Raw genomic sequence first — 20182 nt, 5'->3', positions numbered from 1 at the left:
TTCGTTGCGTGTGGGTGCGCGATTCCCCCTGTTGGGCATGCTGTCTCGGTACAGGTGGCGCGAGTGTGTTGCGGAGAGCACACCCCGGTCGCAAACGGGCGTTAACCGGTCCATACTCGCCGGTAACCAAGCCTTGGAAGGGAAGTGCGATGGCGCGCCTCGCCCAGACCGCGGGTCTCACGGACATCCAGGAAGAAATCCTCGCGACCGTTCGCACGTTCGTGGACAAGGAGATCATTCCGCACGCCCAGACGCTGGAGCACGGCGACACGTACCCCGCCGACATCGTCGAGGGCATGAAGGAGATGGGTCTCTTCGGCCTGACGATCCCGGAGGAGTACGGCGGCCTCGGCGAGTCCCTGCTGACCTACGCGCTCGTCGTCGAGCAGATCGCGCGCGGCTGGATGAGCGTCTCCGGCGTCATCAACACCCACTTCATCGTGGCGCACATGCTCAAGCAGCACGGCACGCCCGAGCAGAAGCAGAAGTACCTGCCGCGGATGGCCGCGGGCGAGGTGCGCGGCTCGTTCTCGATGTCGGAGCCGGAGCTCGGTTCGGACGTGGCGGCGATTCGCACGCGGGCAGCTAAGTCGGATTCCGGCTACACCATCAACGGCCAGAAGATGTGGCTGACGAACGGTGGCACGTCGAACCTGACCGCCGTGCTCGTGAAGACCGACGAGGGTGCCGAGAAGGCGCACCAGAACCTCACGACGTTCCTGGTGGAGAAGCCCGAGGGCTACGGCGAGGTGCTGCCTGGCCTCACGATCCCCGGCAAGATCGACAAGATGGGCTACAAGGGCGTCGACACCACCGAGATGGTGTTCGACGGCTTCGAGATCGCCGCTGACCAGATCCTCGGCGGTGTCTCCGGCCAGGGCTTCCGCCACATGATGGACGGCGTCGAGGTCGGCCGCGTCAACGTGGCCGCCCGCGCGTGCGGCATCGCGATCCGCGCCTTCGAGCTCGCGATCGAGTACTCCCAGCAGCGCAGGACGTTCGGCAAGGCCATCGCCGAGCACCAGGCCATCGCCTTCAAGCTCGCCGAGATGGCGACCAAGGTCGAGGCCGCGCACCTGATGATGGTGAACGCCGCGCGCCTGAAGGACTCGGGCCAGCGCAACGACGTCGAGGCCGGCATGGCCAAGCTCATCGCGTCCGAGTACTGCGCCGAGGTCACGCAGGAGTCGTTCCGCATCCACGGCGGCTACGGCTACTCCAAGGAGTACGAGATCGAGCGCCTGATGCGCGAGGCCCCGTTCCTGCTGATCGGCGAGGGCACCTCGGAGATCCAGAAGACGATCATCTCCCGCGGCCTGCTGCGCGACTACCAGTCCCGCGGCTGAGCATTCCTCCGTTAGGGGTCACTCTTTCACGAGAGTGGCCCCTAACGTTTTCTGCCTGGGAGCCATAGGGTTCGCTCACTTTGAGCACAGATCTGACGCTTCCGAGACCTGTGTCGCCGCCGCACGTCGTCCGCCTGGAGCTGGACACGTTCACCGGCGTCGACCGCCCCGCGCTGGCCACCTGGTTCGGCCGCCTGTTCGACGACCTCCTCGCGCCCCTGTGCCCGGCGTCGATCGAGGAGCTCGTGTCGGTGGCCCGCGACTACGTGCCGTCCGATACAACGCCTTGGGGCCCACCGGGTTACGCGCGCCTGCTGCTCTCTTCGGGTGAGTTCACTCTTTCTTCGTGGCAGGCCGCACTTTCGGACCTGCCCTCCTTCCTGCGCGTGCAGCTCGTCCAGCTCGACTACCAGGGCATGCCTCTCGTCGACGACGGCTGGTGCGCGGAAATCCTCCTGAAGGACGACCCGGCCTTCCCGCACCAGGTGGTCGTCACCGCGGCCCGCGCGTTGTTCGGCGGCTGGATTTCCCATGCCGTGCAACAGGATTGGCTCTCGATGTTCCGCACGGGCGCCTCGCTGGTCCGCGCCTCGGGCGGTTGGATCACGTTGGACCGCGTAGGCGTCCGAACCGCACACGAGGTGTCCGTCGGCGTGGGTCTGGACGAATCTCTTTTCATGGCAGCGGAACTGTCCCGCGGCCCGCACTGGGCCACGTTGCTCGGCCCGCGTCAAGTCGCCGCTTTGGGTGGTGTGCAACAGGTCTGTGCCTCCGCACCCTGCAGCTCGGTGACCGACCTGGGCGGCGGTCGCCTGCTGCTGCAGCTCACCGAGCACCTCGACGACGTGCCCCAGGAGGCGGTGGAGGAGCTGGCGAAGTTCCTGGCGCCCGTGCTGCACTGACCGATCATCGGTGGGACCCTGTCGTGCGTGAGGCCATCGCCCAAAACCGACGTGCTCGTAGCCGTGGACACCGCCCTGCGCCCAACGGGCTTCGTCCGCCGAGGCCACGTCTGGCGGAAGGACCGAGGCGACGGCGTCTCGGGATGGCTGGGTTTCGGCGTGGTAGGACTGGAACTCACCCCGCTCGTAGGTGTCTGCTTCAGGCGCTACGACGAGGTGTGCCGCGCTCTCGGCGTCACGGCGACCACCCCGCTCATCTCCACGCCGCTAGGCCACCTGATGGGCGAGAAACCGGTGTGGCACTGGACTTTCGAGCCCGGAGGCGACCACGCGCCCGTAGCGCAGGCGCTCGTCGGGGCGTTCCTCAAGCACGGCAAGCCGTACATCGACAAACACGCGAAGTGGGACGCGCTCTCACGCGAACTGGTCGCGAAGCCCGAGTCGTTGCTGGACTTCGAACGGGCGCGCAAGCTGTCGATCATCCACGTGCTCAACGGCAACGCGGGCGCGGCCGGCGAGGTGCTGAAGAAGGAACGCGAGCGGGTGGCGGACAAGACGGACGTCTACGCGCGCTCGTACCGAGCCTTCGCGCACCGCTTCGAGCTGGCGTTCCCCGCCTGAGAGCCTCGAACAGAGGTTCGATCCGAACTGGACCCCCGAGGGCAAATGGCCACTATTGGTCCGAAATGTCCAAGCTCACATCTCGGTCACACGCGGCGATCGTCACTCGTCTGGCCTATGTGTAGCCGGCGTTCTGTTTGTCAGGATTCCCGCTGACGTTGTTAAGTCCGCGTGTTGTCGGGGGACATGCGCGCGACCTGGGGGATCCACTTGTTGAACCGCCATGGGGCGGCGAGGCTGTCACGCCTGCGCACGCCCAGAAACATCGCCGCTGCCGCAGTTCTGGCCCTGGCACTGGCGGCGACCGCGGTGGTCGTCACCGTGAGCGTCCCTGAGAAGCCGGTCGCCGCACCGATCACCGAGGCCCCGGACACGGCCACCGCCCTGCAGGCGGCCCGCAAGCAGGGCACCGAGGTCGAGGCCGTCAGCATGCGGACCTCGACGCGCGAGGTGTTCGCGCAGCCGAACGGCCAGCTCAAGGCGAACCTTTCCACGCTGGCGCAGCGGGTTCAGCGGGACGGCAAGTGGATGCCGATCGACACCGCGCTCACAGCGGGAAAGGAGCGCGTCGAGCCCAAGGCAACCGAGGTCGGGCTGACGTTCTCCGGCGGTGGCGAGGCCGAGCCGCTCGTGCGGTTGAGCAAGAACGGCAAGTCCTTCACGCTCACCTGGCCGGGCAGGCTGCCCGCTCCCTCGATCGAGGGCTCGACCGCGAAGTACGCCGAGATCCTGCCGGGCGTCGACCTGCGGATGACCGCGAAGAACGACGGCTACGAGCAGCTCTTCGTGGTGAAGACCCGAGAGGCCGCGAAGCACGTCAAGAACATCAAGCTCGGCGTGAAGACCGACGGGCTGGAGCTGAAGCCGGGCGAGGGCAGCTCGTTCACGATGGTGGACGCCGCCGGCACGAAGGTCTTTGAGGTGCCCTCGTCGCTGATGTGGGACTCGAAGAAGCGCGAGTACACCGAGGCGCCGCGCACCGACAGGGAGGTGGTCGGGGTGGAGATCGCCGCCGACTCCCTCACCCTGGTGCCGCAGCAGAAGATGCTCGACGACCCCGCGACGGTCTACCCGGTGTTCATCGACCCGGGACCCCACGTCGGCAACAACGACGGCTGGACGACCGTTTACGACGACGGCACCAACGCCATGCGCAACGGCACGCACTGGAACGGCAAGGACACTGAGGCCGAGGACCCCAACGCCTGGTGGATCCAGACCAACCCCACCGCCAGATCCGGCCGCGCCTACGGGTGGAATCTGACGACCAGGACCTACTTCCAGTACAACACCGCCTTCCTCGACGGCAAGAGCATCTCCTCCGCCAGGCTCGACGTCGAGGTGGTCCACTCGGCCTCCTGCTACGCGTCGAACCACACCCACCACCTGTACCAGTCCAAGTGGGACGTGGACGGGAACACGAACTGGAACAACCAGCCCGCCGACTGGGGCTCGATCACGTCAGCCGGCATCCCGTCTGTCTGGAAGAACTGCTCCGGGCACCAGTTCCTGTCTTTCAACAGTCCCAACTTCCCCAACCAGATCGACAAGAAGGGCAACTCGACCTTCTCGATCCGCGCGGGCAACGAGGGCGACCAGGACGCCTGGCGGAAGTTCAGCCCCGGCGCGACGAAGCTGGTCATCTACTACAACGGCCAGGCGAACACCCCGAAGGACCCCGCGACCGAGCCCGACCCGCAGGCGTGCGCGAACTGCGGTGGCATGGCGTGGTACGGCGGTTCCTCCATCCGCCTGAAGGCGACCGTGTCCGATTCGGACGGTGACCAGGTCAGGCCCATCTGGGACGTCTACGACACGGACCCCGAGCACCCAGGGCAGAACAAGCGCGTCTTCACGGGCAGCCCGCGCGAGTCCGGGTCGACCACCACGCTGGACGTGCCGCTGGACAAGGTCGCGGACGGCTGGGAGATGGACTGGTACGTCAAGGCCACAGACGACCAGTGGGAGTCGGGCTACGTCAGAGGCCCCAAGGTGTTCCGCATCGACCACACGAGGCCGGCCAACCAGCCGGACGTCGTCAGCGCCGTGTACCCGGAGGACAACCGCTGGCACGGCGGTACGTCGGTGCCGGGCAAGTTCACCTTCACCGCGAAGGACGCCGACGTCGACCGCTTCGCGTACAGCTGGGTCGACGGCGACTGGAGCGATCCCTCGAAGTCCGTCACGGCGAACGGGCTCGGCGGCTCGGCCACGGCCACGCTGACTCCGCCCGGAGATGGCCCTCGTGACCTCTTCGTGCGTTCCGTGGACAAGGCGGGCAACTACGGCCCGACTCGCACCTACCACATCTATGTCCGCGCAGGCAGCGGTGCGATTGCGCAGTACTCGTTGGACGGCAACGTCAACGACAGCGCGTACCTCGGCGACCGCAACGGAGCCACGTACGGCAACACGAGCTACATCACGGGTGCGGTCGGTTCCGCGCTGAACCTGGACGGCTCCGGCGCCCACGCCACTGCTCCCAGTTCGGTGCGCACCGACACGAGCTTCTCCGTGTCCGCCTGGGTCAAGCTGGACCAGGTCGACGACATCGGGAGGTCCGCGGTCTCGCAGGACGGCAACGCCACTGCCGGGTTCTTCCTCCGGTACGAGGGTCACAACCGGCGTTGGGTGTTCTTGATGCCCCACAAGGACTCCACCACGGACATCGGGGTGGTCTTCGTGAGGTCGAAGGAAGAACCCACCCCAGGCGCGTGGACCCACCTCACGGGTGTGTACGACGCGGACAGCCGGCAGGTGAAGCTGTACGTCAACGGCGAACTGCAGGGCATCGCGGAGTCGAGCCCGACACCGTGGAACGCGGCGGGCGACCTGCAGATCGGCCAGGCGAAGAACGGCAGCGAGATGCACACCTTCTGGCGTGGGGGCATCGACGAGGTTCGGATGTACGACCGCGCGCTGACTGACGCCGAGGTGATCGGCGAGGTCCGCCGCGACAACGTCCAAGTAGGACATTGGCGCTTCGAGGAAGGCCAGGGCACCGTCGCGCGCAACGCCGTGACCAGCGGGGCTCCGGCGCAACTGTCTGGCGGTGTCTCGTACTTCGAGCAGCGGCCGCAGCCGAAGAACAACGCGCTCCGTTTCGACGGCACCGGTCAGGCCAAGACCGAGGGCTCGATCGTCCGCACGGACAAGAGCTTCTCCGTCTCCGCGTCCGTGCGGCTGGACAACATCAACCAGCCCATGACCGTGCTGTCGCAGAACGGCCCGACGTCGAGCGGATTCGTGCTGCAGCAACGGGACGGGCGCTGGCAGTTCGGGATGTCGGAAGGTGACGGCAAGCCGGGCTGGAACGTGCTCGCGCAGAGCGGGCCGAACACCGCTGTCGCGAACACCCCGACGCACGTGGCCGCCGTCTTCGACGCGGGCACCAAGAAGGCGACCCTGTACCTGAACGGTCGCGAGGCCGCGGTGAGTGCCGTCGCCACCAAGCCGTTCTGGGACTCGGCGGGCCCGTTCGTGCTGGGCACCGACCAGCAGGGCGCGTTCTTCAAGGGCGACCTCGACGACGTGCGCGTGCACAGCAGGGTCCTGGCGGTCGACGAGATCCAGGAGATCGTCCAGCTGGACGCCTACCCGGTTCGCCAGTACCGGTTGGACGGTGACGGCACCGACACGTCCGGCTACAACGCGAACGCGACGATCGGCAACCCGGTCGACTGGGTGAGCGGCCAGAGCAACACCTCCGACCCCAAGGACCTCGGTGTCCGCCTGACCGGGGTTCCCGGCGCCTCGCTCTACGCACCTCACGCCGTGAACACGTCGAGCAGCTTCTCGGTGAGTGCTTGGGCCAAGCTGGACAAGACCGTCACCGACCGCTACCCGGCAGTGCTGTCCCAGGACGGCAACACCGTGAGCGCGTTCCAGCTGCAGGCGACGAGCGATGGCCACTGGGCGTTCGCGATGTTCGGCAAGGACCAGCAGAACGGTGGCGGCGAGGCGTCCAGGGCGGTCGGCGCGGTGGCGCAGATCGGTGTCTGGACTCACCTCGTGGGCACGTACAACGACAAGACCGACCGGATGACGTTGTACGTCAACGGAGTCGAGGCAGCGACCGCGATCCGTCCGGATGCCTGGGACCGCCCGGACGGCTGGTTCCGCATCGGTCGCGCGTTCTGGAACGGTGCCGACGTCGACCTCTTTCCCGGCGCGATCGACGACGTCGAGGTCTACAACCGGGCGTTGTTCGCGAACGAGATCCGCGACAAGGCGGGCCGCGACCTCAACCTCGTGCACAAGTGGCAGTTCGACGAGGCCACCGGCACGACCGCCGGCGACTCGGTGGGCGGCCAGGCGGGCACGCTGCAGAACGCCACCTATGCACCGGGCAAGCTCGGCAACGCAGTGAGCTTCACGGGCAACGGTGCGGTGACCACGGACGCCAAACCCCGCACCGACCAGAACTTCACGGTGTCGGCGTGGGTCAAGCTGCCAGCCGGTTGTTCGTCGACCTGCAGGCAGGTTGCGGTGAGCCAGGACGGTGAGAACAACAGCAAGTTCCGGCTCGGGTTCATCAAGGACAGGCAGAATCTCGGCAACTGGTACTTCGAGATGCCGGAGGACGACACTCCCGCCACCACGATCACCAAGGCCGCGGTGTCCGCTGAGCTCGCTGACTACAACACGTGGGTGCACCTGGTCGGCGTCTACGACAGGTCCGCCAAGCGACTCCTGTTGTACGTGAACGGCAACCGGATGGGCGAAGGCGCGCTCAATAGCGCGTGGGAGGCGAAGCACGGCATCACGATCGGCCGGGCGAAGCTGGGCGGGGACGCACAGTGGTGGACGGGTTCGGTCGACGACGTCCGGATGTACACCGGTGCACTGGACCTCGACGGCGTGTTCAAGCTGTACAAGTCCTACCCCGTCGCCGACCAGCCGGTTCCCGCTCTTCCGGTCGCGGACGTGGGGTACTGGAAGCTCAACGAGGGCACGGGTACCACCGCGGCGGACATCAGCGGCCGGAACAACACCGTCACCTTCAGCACCGGGTCCGGGTGGATCGGCGGTCGCACTGGTGTCGCCGCGTGGCTCGACGGGGCGAGCGGCGCCGGTGAGACAACCGGCCCGGTCATCGAGGACACGTCGAAGAGCTTCACGGTGTCGGCGTGGACGTACGCCCAGGACGGCATTACCGGCAACCGCGGAATCGTGGCGCAGGACGGTGCGCGCAACAGCGCGTTCGTGTTGTCCTACAACGGTGATTCCGGCAGGTGGGCGATCGTCCAGCCGGAGCAGGACGCGGACGGGTCAGCCGCCACGGTGCTGGTCTCCTCCGAGCCCGCGAAGACGGACCGGTGGACGCACGTCGCGGCGTCGTACTACGTCCACCCCACCGACTCCAGGCAGAACCAGCTCCGCCTGTACGTCAACGGAGTGCTGTCCGCGGTGAAGGTTGGCGCGATCGGGTTCAAGGCCACCGGCCCGTTCACCATCGGCCGCAACAAGTGGAACGGCGTCAAGGGAAGCTGGTACTACCGCGGCATCGACGACGTCCGCGTGTTCAGCCGCGCGCTCACGGACGGCGAGGTCAACAAGGTCCACGACGACGTGGTGCTGAACGACTTCGGGCTTTTCAAGTTCGACGAGAGCAACGGCAAGGACAGCACGTGGCGCAACAACACCCTGACGATGACGGGTGGCTCCTCGTTCGTGCCAGGCGTGATCGGCACCGCGTACAAGTCGGACGGCAGCGGTGCGGCGGCGGCGCAGTGGTTCGGCATCGACACCCGGGACAGCTTCACCGTCCAGGCGTGGGCGCGGGTGGAACGCGACGACAAGCCGTTCACGGTGCTCAGTCAGGACGCCACCAACGTCAGCGCCTTTGTCCTGCAGTACCGGCCGGAGTCCAAGCGGTGGGTCTTCGCGGCACCCGTTCAGGACTCCGACAAGGCGCCGCTCGTGAAGGCGCAGTCCGCCGACCCCGCCGTGCCGTGGCGCTGGACGCACCTCGCCGGTGTGTACGACCACGGTGCCGGGCAGTTGCGGTTGTACGTCGACGGCAAGCTCGCCGGCACGACGTCGGGCAGGTTGTGGCCTGCCGACGGCAAGTTCGCGGTCGGCCGCGCCCAGTGGCAGGGCAAGGACGCGGACAACTTCGCCGGACTGATCGACGAGGTGCGGCTCGAACAGGGCATGGTGCCGGAAGCCAAGCTGCTGGAACGGTCGTCCCGGCCGATGCCTGCCGGCGGCTTGCTCGGCCGATACAACACCATCAACGGCAATGGTGAGCACTACACCGGTCTCACCGACGTCCCCGCGCTGCCCAACTACCGCTACGAAGGCGTGATGGGTCAGCCGCCGTCGCTGAGCGAGTCGAACACCCAGCGGTTGTACTCGTGCAAGTCGGGCAACGACTACTTCAACTCGACCGCGGCGGACTGCGAGGGCGCGACGGTGATCGGGGAGAGCGGTGCGGTCTACGCGATCAAACCGACGAACATCCAGACCGTCGAGCTCAACCTCTGCGTCGTCGACGCCGACCGGTTCACGGCCACGTCGAGTGACTGCGAGGGGCAGACCAAGGTGAAGAGGCTCGGCTACCTGCGGGCCTACGCACCGCTCGTGCGGTACCTGAGCACGGCATACCCGTGGGACCACTGGAGCACGACACACGGTGTGCTGCCGGGCTACCGCTACGAGGGCGTCCTCGGCGTCGTGTCGTTGACCCAGCAGCCCGGCACCGTCGTGCTGTGGCAGTGCAGGGACGGCTCGGACACCTACAGCTCGCTCGACGGCGGGTGTGACGGCAAGCAGAACATCGGTGGCGTGGGCTACATCTGGACCTCGCCGCCGGCAGGCATGCCTTCCAAGCAGCTCTTCCGCTGCCGGGCCGACTCTGGTGCCGGTAACCGCTTCGACTCGACCGGCAACTGCGAGGGCAATCAGGTCGAGCAGTCACTGGGCTACATCCCGATGGACCTGCCTACCACCGTCGCGACGTTCTGATCTCTGGGGGAGACGAAACCATGAAGCTCAAACGCGCCCTCATCAGAGGGATGACGGTCTGCCTCGCGTTGACGATGGTGACCGTCAGCGTCGACCAGGCCGCGATCGCGGCCGGCAGCCCGTCGGTGAACGCGCCGGACGTGAAGTCCGTCGCTGTGTCGAACGGATCGCTCGGCTCTCGCGGCCAGGACGAGGCGACGACACGGGCGTTGAAGGGAAACCAGCCCGCGGGCGGTACCCAGCAGGGTGGCGGTTCGTTCGCCGCCACCCCGTTCTCGGCGTCCTCCTCGTGGGAGGTTTCCCGGCAGAGCGGTGACTTCTCCTGGTCGTACCCGCTGCGGGTGCCGCCGGCGCCGGGTGGGTTCAGCCCGTCGCTGGCCCTCTCCTACCGATCGTCCGCTGTGGACGGTCTGACGTCGGTGACGAACAACCAGCCGTCGTGGGTCGGTGAGGGCTGGGACCTCTCGGCGGGCTACGTCGAGCGGGCCTACGGCGGTTGCTCCAGCGACACCGAAGGCGGCACGACGCCGCCGAAGACCGGCGACCTGTGCTGGCGCAGCGACAACGCGACGGCGTCGTTCGGCGGCCGCGGCGGCATGCTGATCAAGGACGACGCCACCGGCGCGTGGCGGCTCAAGGCGGACGACCGGTCGCGCATCGAGCGGACCTCCACGCCGGGCAACGGCGACAAGTTCAACGAGTCGTGGAAGATCACCACGGTCGACGGCACCCAGTACTTCTTCGGCACCAGGACCGGTGCGAAGTCGACGTGGACGGTTCCGGTCTTCGGTGACGACGACAAAGATCCCTGCCACGAAAGCACTTTCGCCGCGTCGTCGTGCGACCGCGCGTGGCGCTGGATGCTGGACAAGGTCGTCGACCCGCGCGGCAACGTGGTCCTCTACAACTACGAGACCGAGACCAACAAGTACGGCAAGAACCGTGAGGACGCAGCCGCTTCCTACGTTCGTGCCGGCACGCTGAAGTCCGTCGAGTACGGCCTGCGCGACGACGTGAACGCGCCCGCGTCGGGCCGCGTCGAGTTCGGCCTGGAGAACCGTTGCGTCAAGGACGCCAACTGCTCCGACTACAGCATCAAGGAGAATTGGCCGGACGCCGCCGTCGCGGACAACTGCGACGCCGCCACCTGCCACGACAAGAACGTCCCGACCTTCTGGTCGACCAAGCGCCTGTCGACCATCACCACTCAGGTCCGCAAGGGCAACGGCTACCAGAACGTCGACCGCTGGACGTTGCAGCACGAGTTCCCGAAGACCGACGACGTCTACCAGGCCGCGCTGTGGCTGCGTTCCATCACGCACACCGGCCTGGTCGGCGGCGAGCTCCCGCTGCCCGACGTGACCTTCGAGGGCACCAAGATGCCCAACCGCGTCGACGCCCCGACCGGCATCGGCCCGCTGAACCGCTACCGCGTCACCGGTGTCGTCTCCGAGTCCGGTGGCGTCACGACGGTGAAGTACGCGAATCCCGACTGCGTGCCGGGCACCTCGATGCCCGCCAACCCGGAGTCGAACGACAAGCGCTGCTACCCCTCCAAGTGGACGCCGCTGAACGGCGCCGAGCGCGAGGACTACTTCCACAAGTACGTGGTGGAGTCCATCACGACCTCCGACCGTTACGCGGCGAGCACCGAACAGCTTGTGCGCTACCAGTACCTCGACGGCGCGGCCTGGCGTCGCGACCAGTCCGAGTTCACCAAGGACGACAAGCGAACCTACAACGAGTTCCGCGGCTACGGCCGGGTCCGCGTCCTCAACGGCCGCGACAACGACCTGTCCGGCCCGGTCACCATGTCCGAGGAACGCTTCTACCGCGGCATGCACGGCGACAAGCTCCCCGGCGGCGGCACCCGCACGGCCAACGTGACCGACACGGAGAACGGCACGCGCGAGGACTCGGACTGGCTGAGCGGCTTCCGCTACGAGTCGCAGCAACACGACGGCACCAGCGACACCGTCCTCTCCAAGACCATCTCCACCCCGACCTGGTCGGGCCCCACCGCAACCCGCGGCGACTACAAGGCCTACTGGACCGCCCAGGAGTCCTCGACCTCCTACACCGCCCTGCGTTCCGGCGGCTGGCGCAAAACCCGCACCGAAAGCAAGTACGACGGCCACGGCCAGGCGACCGAGTCGAAGGATCTCGGCGACCTCGCCACCGCCGACGACGACCGCTGCACCACGACCTCTTACTTGCAGGACGAGCCGCGGTGGCGCTTCGCCTACCCGCTCGAGTCGGAAACCGTCGCGGTCGCCTGCGGTACTGCGGCGTCGTTCCCGGCTCAGGCACTGGGCGGCGTCCGCAACACCTACGACAACGCCGGCAACATCACCAAGGTCGAGGAGATCTCTGATCGCCCGGCCTCTGGGCCGGTCTGGAAGACCAAGGTCACCAACACTTACGACGTCTACGGCCGCGGTCTCGTCGTGACCAATGCGCTCGGCAACGCGACGAAGACGGACTACGTCCCGTCGACTGGCGGCCCGACAACGAGCGTGGTCCACACCGACGCGCTCGGCCACACGGTCACGACGACGATCGAACCCGCGTGGGGCAAGGAAACCAAGCAGGTCGACGCCAACGAGAACGTGCACGAGGCGGAGTTCGACGCACTTGGCAGGGCAACCAGGGTGTGGTTGCCGGACCGCACGCGCGCGGATTGGCCCGACCAGCCGTCGCAGTCGTTCGCCTACTCCGTCCAGCGCGACGCCCCGAGCTCGATCAAGAAGACCACGGTCAGCGCCAAGGGCAACTACCTGACCAGCACCTCGACGTTCGACGGTCTCTACCGGCCTCTGCAGACTCAGTCGCCCACCGATGGTGGTCGCTTGGTCGTGGACACGAGGTACGACTCCCAGGGGCGTCCCAACCGCGTGACCCAGCCGTTCTTCAACGACAAGCCGGTGGACACGAACCGGCTGGTCTTCTCGGAAACCGACGTCCCGGGCTTGACCCGCACGGAATACGACGGGGCCGGCCGAGTCCAGAACTCGATCTACCAGGTCGGTGGGCAGGAGAAGTGGCGCACCACCACCGCGTACGGCGGTGACCGCGTGGACGTCACGCCTCCGCGTGGCGCCACCCCCACGACCACGATCACCGATGCGCGCGGCCAGAAAACTGAGCTGTGGCAGTACAAGGGAGCAACGGCGAGCGGCGATCACGACGTGGCTCGCTACTCCTATACGGCCGCGGGCCAGCTCGCGTCCACGACCGACGCCGCTGGCAACACGTGGAAGTGGCAGTACGACCTCCGTGGCCGTCAGATCCGTGCGGAAGACGTCGACAAGGGCGTCTCGACGACGACCTACGACGCTCTCGACCGTGTCGAGTCGATCACCGACCCGAACAGCGGCAAGCTCGCTTACGGCTACGACAAGTTGAACCGCAAGATCTCAGTGAAGTCAGGCGCAACGCTGCTTCAGGAGTTCACCTACGACACGGCGGACTACGGCTTGGGTCTGCCGGCCTCGTCGACCAGGTACGTCGACGGAAACGCCTACATCTCGCGAGTGCTCGCCTACGACCCACTAGACAGGCCACTGCTCGGCGAAGTGGTGATCCCGGATGCCGAGGGACCGCTGAAGGGCGTGTACAAGTCCACGTTCCAGTACAACCCGGACGGCAGCCTGCAAGGCGAGGTGTTCGGTGCCATCCCCGCTGCTGACCTGCCGTCCGAAACCGTGCTGCACCAGTACGACGACCTGGGGCGGCCGTCACAAACCGTGGCAGGCCTGAGCGGTACGACCTCGGACATGCTGGTCAACAGCACGGCGTACACGCGGTACGGCGAACAATACCGAGTGGAACTTGGTGTGACCGGCAAGCGCACGTGGCTGTCGTACTACTACGACGACAACACCCGCCGGATGAACCGGTACATCGTCGACGCCGAGGTTCCGTCGCCCAAGCAGGCGGACGTCAATTATGGCTACGACGATGCGGGCAACGCCTTGTCGGTCACTGACAACACTGTCCTTGGAGTGGACCGGCAATGCTTCCGCTATGACCACCTGCAGCGGCTCACCCAGGCCTGGACGCCATCAACGGAGTGTTCGACCGATCCGTCGACTGCCGCGCTCGGCGGACCGGCGCCTTACTGGCAATCGTTCGAGTACGACGCTGTCGGCAATCGGAAGACCGAGGTCCAGCATGCGACGGGCGGCGACACCACCCGCACCTACAACTACGCGCGGGCGCACGAGCTTGAGTCCGTGACGTCGACCGGTCCCGGCGGCAGCCGCCTCGACCGCTTCACCTACGACGCAGCCGGCAACACCAAAACGCGCAACCTTGCGGGCGCCGCGCAGACGCTTGATTGGGACGTAGAAGGACGCGTGTCCAAGGTCGCCGAAGGCACCAAGGAGACGAAGTTCGTCTACGGAACCAATGGCTCCCGGTTGTTGCGTCGTGACCCGGACGGCACCACGTTGTACTTGGCCGGCCAGGAGATCCGGCTCGCCAAGGGAGCGACCAAGCCCAGCGTCACGCGCTACTACACCCACGGTGGACACGTTGTGGCGATGCGCGAGGGCGCAACCAAGATCACTTGGTTGGCCAACGACCACCAAGGCACGGCACAGATCGCTGTCAACCGGGACTCCATGGCGGTGGAGCGCCGCCGTCAGCTTCCGTTCGGAGCACCTCGCGGTGGCGTCGCCTCGTTCCCTGGGGAGCGTGGATTCGTCGGCGGCACGAACGATGCCTCCACGGGTCTGACCCAGCTCGGCGCACGTCAGTACGACCCGGTGATCGGACGGTTCATCTCTGTTGACCCGATTCTGGCCACCGGAGATCCGCAGCAGTGGAACGGGTACGCGTACAGCAACAACTCGCCTGTCACGTTCAGCGATCCGTCCGGTCTGCTGGCGATGGGCTGCATGATGGACGGCCCGTGCAGCAGCCAGCCAGGCGGGACGAAGAGCGAACAGACACCGGCGCCGCTGATGCTCGGTGGGGACGCGCCGGGCGATGACATGCACACGCGGTGGACGAAGGCGAACTCACCGGCGACGAACGATGTGAACCGGCTGATCGACATCTTCTCGACCCGCACCGTCGGCTACAGCTACGGCATCGACTACTGGCATCAAGACATGGGCGACGGCCACGCCGCCTGTTATGGGCGCCAGGCATGCCAGGAGGCGTGGATCTATCTCGTGGAGCACCCGGACGACGTCGCGGGTGCGAAGGAAATTGCCGCGAACTACTGCGCCGACAACTTCACGACCTGTTCCAAGGGGGCAACGTGGGAGGACGTCGCGGGCGAGTTCGCCAACATGGCCCTCGGCGGTGCGACCGCGATGCGAATTCGTGCTGGTGCGGCGTCGAGAACCGCGCCGAGTTTCTGCCGACCCAACAGCTTCACCGGCGACACGTTGGTACTGATGGCCGACGGCTCGATGAAACCGATCGGCCAGGTCGAGGTCGGTGACGAGGTTGCCAGCAGCCTGCCGGAGGTTGCGTCAACGGAGCGGCACGAGGTCGTGGCTGTCATTGTCACAGATGCTGACAAGGAGTACGTCGACCTCACCGTGTCAACCCCGGGTGGGCCGAAGGTAATTCGGACAACAGCTCATCACCCGTTCTACAACTCTGCTTCGAAGCAGTGGGAGGATGCGGGTGAACTCGAAACCGGTGATCTCCTCAACACTCCGGGCAACGGTCGTGCTGAACTCGTTGCCGTCCGGCACTACATCGCCAACATGCGGACGTACAACCTGACCGTGGACAGCGTCCACACGTATTACGTCGTCGCAGGTGAAACTCCTGTTCTGGTTCACAATCAGAATTGCGCCAATGTCATCGCGGGGCCGAGGCTTGGAAGTCTCAGGGTAAGTGCCGCTAAACCGTCGGCTGCGGAGCTGCGGGGGGCGCAAGAGATGGCAGCTCGTGGAAACGATGTCGTTCTCAGGGACCCCGTAGGAACGCGTAAAGACGGTGACACGAGCGATCTCCTCGTGAACGGGGTACGGTGGGACGTGTACAGCCCGAAGACTGGCAATGCTGACCGGATCGTTAGTGCAGTCGCTTCGAAGGGGAGTCAGGTTCACGGTGGCGGCGTAATTGTTGATCTTTCTCGGTCCAGTGTTACTGCTGACCAACTAGCGAACATTGAGGCCAGGGTTTTCGGCACTGGAGGTCGAGTGGGTCAGATTGTGGTGTTGCCGTAGTGGCCAAGTTCAACTGCATTTGTGGATATCTCATCCGCGTGAGCGGTGAGATACCGAATCCGGCGGAGTTCAAGTTCATGTCTGATTCGGATTTCGATAACTTTGAAGGGCTGGTTGAGGCCGAGGCCGTGTATCTTGCGTGCCGGTCCATGTTCAAATGCGGCAACTGTGGGCGCTTGTGGGTCTATTGGGATGGATTTGACTCGCGCCCTGAACCCTATGCGCCAGAGGTCATCGGCGGGGTCGGCGATTAGCTGACTTCGCCTCGCAGGGGCCGGTTGAGCGCGTGCTCAGTCGGCCCCTGGTTGGTTGAGCGATGACTCCGGCAAAACACCCGTAGGCGTCTCAGCACGCCGCACCGGGCACTGGCAGGATGGAACGATCAGCGCGTCCGACAGAGGTGGTCCCTGTGACGAGTCCGTTCGCCAACCCGAACCGGCCAGGCGTCCCGCCCCGCCTGCCCACCCCGCCGACGGGGTGGCCGATCGGCTCGTACGCCACGTACGAGGAAGCGCAGCGTGCGGTCGACCACCTCGCGGTCGAGGACTTCCCCGTGCAGGACGTCATGATCGTCGGCGTCGACCTGATGCTGGTCGAGCGGATCACCGGCAAGCTCACCTGGAGCCGGGTGCTCATGACGGGTGCGGCCAGCGGCGCCTGGTTCGGTCTGTTCGTCGGCCTGCTGCTCACCCTCTTCAGCCCGGAACCCGGCGTGACGGTGGGACCGGTGCTCACCGGTCTGATCACCGGTGTGTTCTTCGGGCTCGTGTTCGCGGCGGTGGGGTACGGGTCGGCGCGGGGCAAGCGGGACTTTCAGTCCGCGTCCCAGCTGGTTGCGGGAAGGTATGACGTGCTGTGCGACCCCAAGTCGGCCGAAAAGGGGCGTGACCTGCTCGCGAAGCTCGCCATGCGGCCTGTGAACCCCGGCTCTTAAGGTTCCAATAAGTTCATTGGTTCTGAATCGTTGCTTCCTTTGGTTGCGGCTCCTGATCACCGGGCCTAGGTTCGGTTGACCGGTCCGCCCGGTGCGGCCGGTGGCACGACGAGGTGCCGGGCGCAGGCGGGTCTGGCTCCTCCGTGTAGTCGGGAAGGAGGCAGGGCCGATGGGTGCGACACGGCGCTATCGACTCGCCGCCGGGTTGGGGTCCGCATTGCTCGCGGCGTCAACCCTCACGGCGTGCGGGTCGGGCGACCAAGGCATCACCGTCAACGTCTACAAGTACCCGCAGGAGAACTTCCAGGCCATCGTCGACAGCTGCAACGCGAAGGCCGGCGGGCGCTACAACATCGTTTACAACAAGCTGCCGCGTGAGGCGGACGGTCAGCGCGAGCAGATGGTGCGCAGACTCGCCGCGGAAGACGACAGCATGGACGTGCTCGGGCTCGACGTCACGTGGACGGCCGAGCTCGCGGAGGCCGGGTGGCTCAAGGAGTTCACCGGGTCCGTCAAGTCCCAGGTGGAGAGCGGCACGCTGGCGACGCCGCTGAAGACGGCGACCTACGACAACAAGCTCTACGGAGCGCCGGACAACACGAACGTCCAGCTGCTCTGGTACCGCTCGGATCTGGTGCCGGAGCCGCCGAAGACGTGGGACGACATGATCTCGATGGCCGAGGCGTTGGTGGCGGAGGGGAAGCCCGGCCAGATCGTGGGACAGGGCAAGCAGTACGAAGGGCTCGTCGTGCTGTACAACACCCTGGTCAACTCCAACGGCGGCACGATCATCGACTCGACCGGTACCAAGGCCGTCGTTGATCCGAAGGCCGTGGAAGCGTTGGCAGCGCTGAAGAAGCTCGCCACGTCGAAGGCGATCGACCCGTCGTTCTCCAACGCGACCGAGGACAACGCGCGCCTCGCGATGGAGGGCGGCAACGCGGCGTTCCAGCTCAACTGGCCGTACGTCTACGCGGCGGCGCAGAAGAAGCCGGACTTCGCGAAGAACTTCAAGTGGGCGCCGTATCCCGCGCTCGGTGGCAGCGAAGCGAAGGTCACCGTCGGCGGGATCAACTACGCGGTCAGCAACTACACCACGCACCCGAACGAGTCGTTCGACGCCGTGTTGTGCTTGCGCAGCGCGGAGAACCAGAAGCTCGCCGCGCTCAAGGACGGTGTGCCGCCGACCATCGAGGCCGTCTACGACGAGCCCGAGATGGCCGAGGCGTACCCGATGAAGGACGACATCCTGGAGACGCTCAAGAACGCGAGCGTGCGACCGCTCACGCCCGCGTACCAGAACGCGTCGACCGTCATCTCCACGATCCTCTCGCCGCCCGCGAGCATCGACCCGCAGGCGACGGCGGACCGGCTCCGCAAGGAACTTCAGGACGCACTCGACTCCAAGGGGGTGCTGCCGTGAGCCACGCGACGGCTGAGAAGACGGAGGCAGCGCCGGAACCCGTTGCCCCCAAGAAGAAAGCGGTGCTGAGCGAGGGCAAGAGGGCCGAACGCAGGCTGGGCTGGCTGCTCTGCGCGCCCGCCGCGATCACCATGGTCGCGGTCACGGGCTGGCCGATCCTCTACTCGCTGCTGCTGTCCATGCAGCGGTTCGACCTGAAGTTCCCGGACCGCACCGAGTGGATCTGGTTCGACAACTACGTCACCGTGCTCAGCAGCCCGTACTGGTGGAACGCGGTGTGGGTGACGGTCGTGCTGACCGTCGTCACCGTCGCGGTCGAACTGGTGCTGGGCATGGCACTCGCGCTGATCATGCACCGCACGCTGGTCGGGCGCGGGATCGTGCGCACGTCGACGTTGGTCCCGTACGGCATCGTCACGGTTGTGGCCGCGTTCTCCTGGCGCTTCGCCTGGACGCCCAAGACCGGCTACCTCGCCGAGGCGCTCGGCGGTGACCCGGTGCTCACGGAGAAGATCCCGGCGCTGCTCGTCGTGGGTCTCGCGGAGATCTGGAAGACCACGCCGTTCATGGCCCTGCTGCTGATGGCGGGCCTGGCGCTGGTGCCGGACGACCTGCTCAAGGCCGCCGCGATGGACGGCGCGAGCGGGTGGCAGCGGTTCATCAAGATCACCGTGCCGATCATGAAGCCGGCGATCCTGGTGGCACTGCTGTTCCGCACGCTCGACGCGTTCCGCATCTTCGACAACCTCTTCGTGCTCACCGCGGGCTCGCAGGGCACGTCGTCGGTGTCGATGCTGACCTACAACAACCTCATCAAGGGCTTGAACCTCGGTATCGGGTCGACGATGTCCGTGCTGATCTTCATCATGGTCGCGATCATCGCGTTCGTGTTCATCAAGCTCTTCGGAACAGCTGCTCCCGGCAGCGACGACGGGGGGAAGCGCTGATGGCAGGCATCGGAGGAGCGGACACCACCGGCAAGAAGTGGGGCTGGGGTGTCCTCAACGCGGTCGTCGTGATCTACGCGCTGTTCCCGGTGCTGTGGATCGTGTCGCTGTCCTTCAAGTCGTCGAAAACGTTGGCGGACGGCAACTTCATCCCTCGCGAGTGGAGTCTGGAGAACTACCAGAACATCTTCTCGACGTCGGAGTTCACGCGAGCACTGATCAACTCCATCGGCATCGCGATCATCGCGACCGCGATCGCCGTGGTGTTCGGGACGATGGCCGCCTACGCCATCGCGCGGCTGGACTTCCCCGGCAAGAACCTGCTGGTGGGCGTCTCGCTGCTGATCGCGATGTTCCCGCAGGTCTCGCTGGTGTCACCGTTGTTCGAGATCGAGCGCTCGCTCGGCCTGTTCGACACGTGGCCCGGCCTGATCCTGCCGTACATCACGTTCGCCCTGCCGCTCGCGATCTACACCCTGTCGGCGTTCTTCCGCGAGATCCCCTGGGAGCTCGAGAAGGCGGCGAAGATGGACGGTGCGACGCCGGGGCAGGCGTTCCGTCGCGTCATCGCGCCACTGGCCGCGCCGGGTGTGTTCACGACGGCGATCCTGGTGTTCATCTTCTGCTGGAACGACTTCCTGTTCGCGATCTCGCTCACCTCGACCGAGTCGTCGCGGACCGTGCCGGTCGCGCTGTCGTTCTTCACCGGCAGCTCGCAGTTCGAGGACCCGGCCGGGTCGATCGCGGCGGCCGCCGTCGTGATCACCATCCCGATCATCCTCTTCGTGTTGTTCTTCCAGCGCCGCATCGTCGCGGGCCTGACCTCCGGCGCCGTCAAGGGGTGAG

10 protein-coding genes are annotated in these 20182 nt (G+C 66.2%); all 10 read left to right on the top strand.

Annotated elements, in window-relative coordinates; all coding sequences use genetic code 11:
* Positions 1 to 149: 149 nt before the first annotated feature.
* The 10 genes from AB0M24_RS39940 to AB0M24_RS39895 all read left to right on the top strand — a co-directional run bounded on the left by AB0M24_RS39940 (position 150) and on the right by AB0M24_RS39895 (position 20181).
* Complete coding sequence (locus AB0M24_RS39940; RefSeq protein ID WP_363778900.1) at positions 150 to 1346, top strand: acyl-CoA dehydrogenase family protein; 1197 nt, start codon at positions 150 to 152, stop codon at positions 1344 to 1346.
* An 80-nt stretch (positions 1347 to 1426) separates the two neighbouring features.
* Entirely contained in the window at positions 1427 to 2248 is an 822-nt protein-coding gene (locus AB0M24_RS39935; protein ID WP_363778898.1) for a hypothetical protein, read from the top strand.
* 27 nt (positions 2249 to 2275) lie between these two features.
* On the top strand, positions 2276 to 2869 hold the full coding sequence (locus AB0M24_RS39930) for a hypothetical protein (protein WP_363778896.1): 594 nt from the start codon (positions 2276 to 2278) through the stop codon (positions 2867 to 2869).
* Between the two features lie 213 nt (positions 2870 to 3082).
* Complete coding sequence (locus AB0M24_RS39925; protein WP_363778894.1) at positions 3083 to 9838, top strand: LamG-like jellyroll fold domain-containing protein; 6756 nt, start codon at positions 3083 to 3085, stop codon at positions 9836 to 9838.
* 20 nt (positions 9839 to 9858) lie between these two features.
* The gene (locus AB0M24_RS39920; RefSeq protein ID WP_363778892.1) at positions 9859 to 16032 is read left to right on the top strand and encodes an RHS repeat-associated core domain-containing protein; all 6174 of its coding nucleotides are present in this window, start codon (positions 9859 to 9861) and stop codon (positions 16030 to 16032) included.
* Positions 16032 to 16286 (top strand): hypothetical protein, encoded by a 255-nt coding sequence (locus AB0M24_RS39915; RefSeq protein ID WP_363778890.1) that lies wholly within the window; start codon positions 16032 to 16034, stop codon positions 16284 to 16286. Before AB0M24_RS39920 ends, AB0M24_RS39915 begins: the two co-directional genes overlap by 1 nt.
* Before the next feature lie 119 nt (positions 16287 to 16405).
* Positions 16406 to 16966 carry a general stress protein gene (locus tag AB0M24_RS39910; protein ID WP_363778888.1) on the top strand — a complete coding sequence of 187 codons (561 nt, stop codon included), beginning with the start codon at positions 16406 to 16408 and terminating at the stop codon, positions 16964 to 16966.
* A 169-nt stretch (positions 16967 to 17135) separates the two neighbouring features.
* On the top strand, positions 17136 to 18389 hold the full coding sequence (locus AB0M24_RS39905; RefSeq protein WP_363778886.1) for an ABC transporter substrate-binding protein: 1254 nt from the start codon (positions 17136 to 17138) through the stop codon (positions 18387 to 18389).
* Entirely contained in the window at positions 18386 to 19336 is a 951-nt protein-coding gene (locus tag AB0M24_RS39900) for a sugar ABC transporter permease (RefSeq protein ID WP_363778884.1), read from the top strand. Before AB0M24_RS39905 ends, AB0M24_RS39900 begins: the two co-directional genes overlap by 4 nt.
* Positions 19336 to 20181, top strand: coding sequence for a carbohydrate ABC transporter permease (locus tag AB0M24_RS39895; protein ID WP_363778882.1), 846 nt, complete (start codon positions 19336 to 19338; stop codon positions 20179 to 20181). The genes AB0M24_RS39900 and AB0M24_RS39895 overlap by 1 nt, the downstream gene beginning before the upstream one ends.
* The last annotated feature ends 1 nt before the right edge of the window (position 20182 follow it).

The sequence above is a fragment of the Lentzea sp. NPDC051838 genome (genome assembly GCF_040681245.1).
Lineage (GTDB): Bacteria > Actinomycetota > Actinomycetes > Mycobacteriales > Pseudonocardiaceae > Lentzea.
Note: the sequence above shows the minus strand (reverse complement) of the source record. Positions and strands in the feature narration are given on the sequence as shown.